Source organism: Streptomyces sp. NPDC058964, assembly GCF_042741275.1.
Lineage (GTDB): Bacteria > Actinomycetota > Actinomycetes > Streptomycetales > Streptomycetaceae > Streptomyces.
This window is the reverse complement of record NZ_JBHYKH010000400.1, coordinates 2,184-6,025: the sequence shown is the minus strand read 5'-3', so window position 1 is coordinate 6,025 and position 3,842 is coordinate 2,184. Positions and strand designations below refer to the sequence as shown.

Genomic DNA, 3,842 nt, shown 5'->3' with positions numbered 1-3,842 from the left:
GCGCCCGTGGCGCCCCCCCCCGCTGCAGCAGGGTCGGGCCGACGGCGACCGCCGAGAAGTCGGCGTCCGGCGCGACCCGGCTGGTCGGCACCGCCCGCGGCGGTTCCTGCGGGTGGGCGCCGGACACGGGCTTGACCACCAGGTCCGGGAAACGCGCCGCGAACTCCCGGGCGGCCTGCGGAAAAGTCGTGATCAATGTGGCGGGTACGGGCAGCCCGCTGCGCTGGGCCAGCCGCAGCTGCCAGGGCTTGTGTCTCGCCCGCTGCGACGCGTCCGGATGGTTCATCCAGCGCGCGTCGGTGCAGCGCAGCATGCCGTACAGCGCCTGGGCGGACTCCTCGGTCAGCCAGGCGGACGGCTGGGCGGCCCGGGCGGCCGCGACGCCGGGTCTGCGCACCCAGATGGAGCGCAGGCCGTTCATACTCACCAGGCGGCCCGCGACGGACAGGTGTCCGCCGCTGGCGCCCTGCACGTATTCGCCCGAGAGGGCGACCCGGCTGGTGAGATCGGCGGGGTCGAGTCGGACCACGGGCACGCCGGCCTCGTTGAGCCGGAGGACCACCATGTCCGCCGTCACGTCCTCGTCGGAAGTCAGGATGAGCACGGTCATCGTCGGGACTCGCGGTCAGTCGTCGAAGTGCGTCTTGGAGCCCGCCGTGGAGGTGGTGGTCCCCAACGCCCTTAGCGTTGCGTGATCGGTCGCTGCGATTCGGCCATCGGGAAACACGTTCAACTGCAGTCCGGAGTCGTACGCGTACGGAGCGGTGACTTCCAACTGCACTGCGGGGCGCGCGTAGTTGAGCGTGAACGGTTGCATGGTCTCTCCCTGTTTAAAGCTTCCATGCACTTATACGAATCGAACGGGTGGTTGGTTTCCTTACTCTGAGTAATCTCGGCCGAATTAAGTCGCCGTTAAGGAACCAACAAAACGTTGTTCCATTGGATGGCTGAGATAGCATGCCCGCATGGCACATGACGCCCGCGACGAAGAGGCCCGCCGGCGGCTGACCGCCCTCGCGCAGCACCCCGTCGCCGACGGTGCCCCGGCACACCGGGTCGCCCGGGACGCGGCACTGCTCGGGCGGTTGATGGCCGCGGCCGACCACGGCCGGGCGGACGGCGACGCGCCGGTGCCGGAGGTGACCGTGGACGACGTCGGCGCCGCGCTCAGTCTCTTCGAGCAACTGCGGCACCAACTGGACCGGCTGGAGAGCCAGGTGGTCATGGAGGCGCGGCGCCGGGGCATGGACTGGCGGCAGATCGCCCGGGCCCAGGGCCTGAACTCCTCCCAGGCGGCCTCACAGCGCCACCAGCGGCTGACGACCCGGCTCGAAGAGATCCGCCAGGGCGTCCGGTAGAAAGACGGATGTGGAAATGACGGACCAGCCCGACGAGCTGTTCGCCGCGGTCGACTCACTGCTCGCCGCCGTCGACGGCGGCACCGTGCTGCCCGCCCCCGGGGAACGGGTGAGGCTGCGCGAGGCGGCCGGTCTGACGCAGGCCGCCGTGGCCCAGGCGCTCGGCGTACGCGTGCCCAGCATCCAGGCCTGGGAGGCGGGCCGCGCCGAGCCCAGGGGCGACCGCCTGGACGCCTACCGCAGACTCCTCGACGGCCTGACCCACCGCTACCCGGCTCCGCCGCCACCCGCACCGGCGGCGAGCGAGGGTCCCGGACGTCCGCACGCGCCCGGGGCGGGCCCGGCCCTGGACGAACAGCCGTCCCACGGCGCGCCCGCCGCCGAGGAGTCGGCTGTGGTGCATCGAGCGCCGGCCACGGGTGATGGCCAGGTGCCCGCCGAGCCGGGTGCGGCCGGTGGCACGGGCGCGTCGCAGGGGTCGACCGGGGAAGGCGCCGCGCGCCCCGGCCCTGGGGGCGGTCAGCCGGCCACGGGGCAAGGGGACCCGGGCCGGACCCGCAGGGAAGCCCGGGCATCCGCCGGGTCCCGCCGTCCGGCGGCCCGCAGGAGCGCGGCCAGGACGCCCCGGAACGCATCCGACACCGCCCCCGCCACCGACCCGGTCGACCCCCGCTTCGCCCACGGCCCCCTCGCCGTGGTCGACGCGGACGGCGGTGAGGTCACCGCGTACTGCGTCGGCGGTCTCGTCCTCGACGTGCCCGCCAAGTCCCTCCCGGCGCTGGTGGAGTGGACGCTCGGGGAGGCGAGACTCGGGCAGCCGCGCCTGCACCGTTCGGGGAAGGACGCCGACCCCCTCGTCGTGCTGACCGCGGCGGCGTGCGAGCGCTACGGGCTGCCCGTCGAGCTGAGCGACGAGGAGCGTCTCGCGGGCCGTGTCCCCGAGTCGCACAAGGTGGTCCGGCAGCTGAAGAAGGCCGACTGGCAGCTCACCAAGCGCGGATTCGGCCCGTGGGCGCGTATCTACCGGCCCGCCCAGGGCGGCCGGCGCAGCTGCGTCCAGCTCTGCATCCCCGCCTGGCACGCCCTGGACGCCCGGCACTGGGGTGACGCCGCCGGACTGCCGCCCGCCGAACTCGCCCGCGTACTCGGCGCGTACGCCACCCGGGTCCTCACCCCGCGCGGCTCCACCGCCGTCACCGGCCTGGAGCTGATGACCGCGCTGCACCCGCCCACCCGCGCGGTCAAGGAAGCCGACGGCCAGTGGGTCTCGGCCCCCAACCCGGGCGCCCTGACCGCGGTGGTGGACTGCGCCCCGTGCGAGGCCCCCGACGGACACCCGCTCCTCGCCCACCTGCCGCGCTTCCACCAGCGCACCCCGTCCGAGGTGCTGCGCGAGGAGGCCTACGACTGGGCCCGGCCGCTGACCGACGAGGAGTGCATGCGGCCGTACCTCGTCGGGATCGACGTCAACATGGCCTTCGCGGCCGCGGCCAACCGCACCGTCGTCGGCCTCGGCGCGCCGGTCCACGCGCACAACCCCGCCTTCGACCCGGCGCTTCCCGGTTCCTGGCTGGTCGACCTGTCCCACATCCGGCTGGACCCGCGCCTGCCGAGCCCGTTCACCCCGGACGGCGACGCGCCGCTCGGTCCGGCCTGGTACGCGACGCCGACCGTGGCGTACGCGCAGGAACTCGGCTACGAGGTGGCGCCCCTGGAGGCGTACGTCCGTCCCGAGCACGGCCCGTACCTGGACGCCTGGTACACCCGGCTGCGCGACGCGTACATCGCCACCATGGCCGACCTCGGCGTCACCACCGGTATGACACCCGGGGAGTTCCTGGCCGCGATGGACGGCCACAAGGACCGTGACCCGCAACTGGCCCTCGTCCTGGCGGCGATCAAGGCCACGGTCAAGGGCGGCATCGGCAAGCTGCGTGAGCGGGCCCGCACCGGGTGGCGCCCGGGGGAACGATGGCCGGCGCTGGAACGGCCGACCTGGCGGCCCGACATCCGCGCCGCCGTCATCTCCAAGGCGCGGATCAACATGCACCGCAAGATGCTCGCCACCGCGCGGGCGACCGGCCGGTACCCGGTGGCGGTCCTGTCCGACTGCGCGGTGTACGCCTCCGACGGTCCGGCCCCGCTCGACTTCCTGCCCTACAAGGACGGCAAGCCGCTGCCCGGCGGCTTCCGGATCGGCGTGAGCCCGGGCATGGTCAAGCACGAGGGCACCCAGAGCGTGCTGTGGGCGGAGGGCCTGCGCGAGGAGCACGGCGACCACCTCAACCTGGCCCGCTACATCAAGTCCGGCCAGATCCACGCCCCGGACGCGGGGGAGTAGCCGGACCGCCCCGCGGGCCCGGTCATGCCGCCGCGGCCCGCCGGGCGACCGCGAGGGCCTGCTCCGCGTATCCCCGGCCGAACAGCAGCGCGTTGAACACGCGCGGTGAGATCGTCTGGTCGCCTCCGCCGTGCTCCACGCAC

The 3,842-nt window shown here is 73.7% G+C and carries 4 protein-coding genes; 2 read left to right on the top strand and 2 right to left on the bottom strand.

Annotation, left to right across the window (positions count from 1 at the left end; all coding sequences use genetic code 11):
* Both ACFW2E_RS34665 and tgmA read right to left on the bottom strand, forming a co-directional pair.
* On the bottom strand, positions 1 to 610 hold a 610-nt coding region (locus ACFW2E_RS34665), incomplete at its 3' end, for an MvdC/MvdD family ATP grasp protein (RefSeq protein WP_384472253.1).
* Between the two features lie 15 nt (positions 611 to 625).
* Positions 626 to 817 (bottom strand): putative ATP-grasp-modified RiPP, encoded by a 192-nt coding sequence (gene tgmA / locus ACFW2E_RS34660; RefSeq protein WP_263205316.1) that lies wholly within the window; start codon positions 815 to 817, stop codon positions 626 to 628.
* Positions 818 to 965: 148 nt separating this feature from the next.
* Between tgmA and ACFW2E_RS34655 the strand changes: the two genes are divergently transcribed.
* Both ACFW2E_RS34655 and tap read left to right on the top strand, forming a co-directional pair.
* Entirely contained in the window at positions 966 to 1,358 is a 393-nt protein-coding gene (locus ACFW2E_RS34655) for a hypothetical protein (RefSeq protein ID WP_384472250.1), read from the top strand.
* 16 nt (positions 1,359 to 1,374) lie between these two features.
* Positions 1,375 to 3,699, top strand: coding sequence for a telomere-associated protein Tap (tap, locus tag ACFW2E_RS34650; protein ID WP_384472246.1), 2,325 nt, complete (start codon positions 1,375 to 1,377; stop codon positions 3,697 to 3,699).
* Positions 3,700 to 3,842 lie beyond the last annotated feature (143 nt).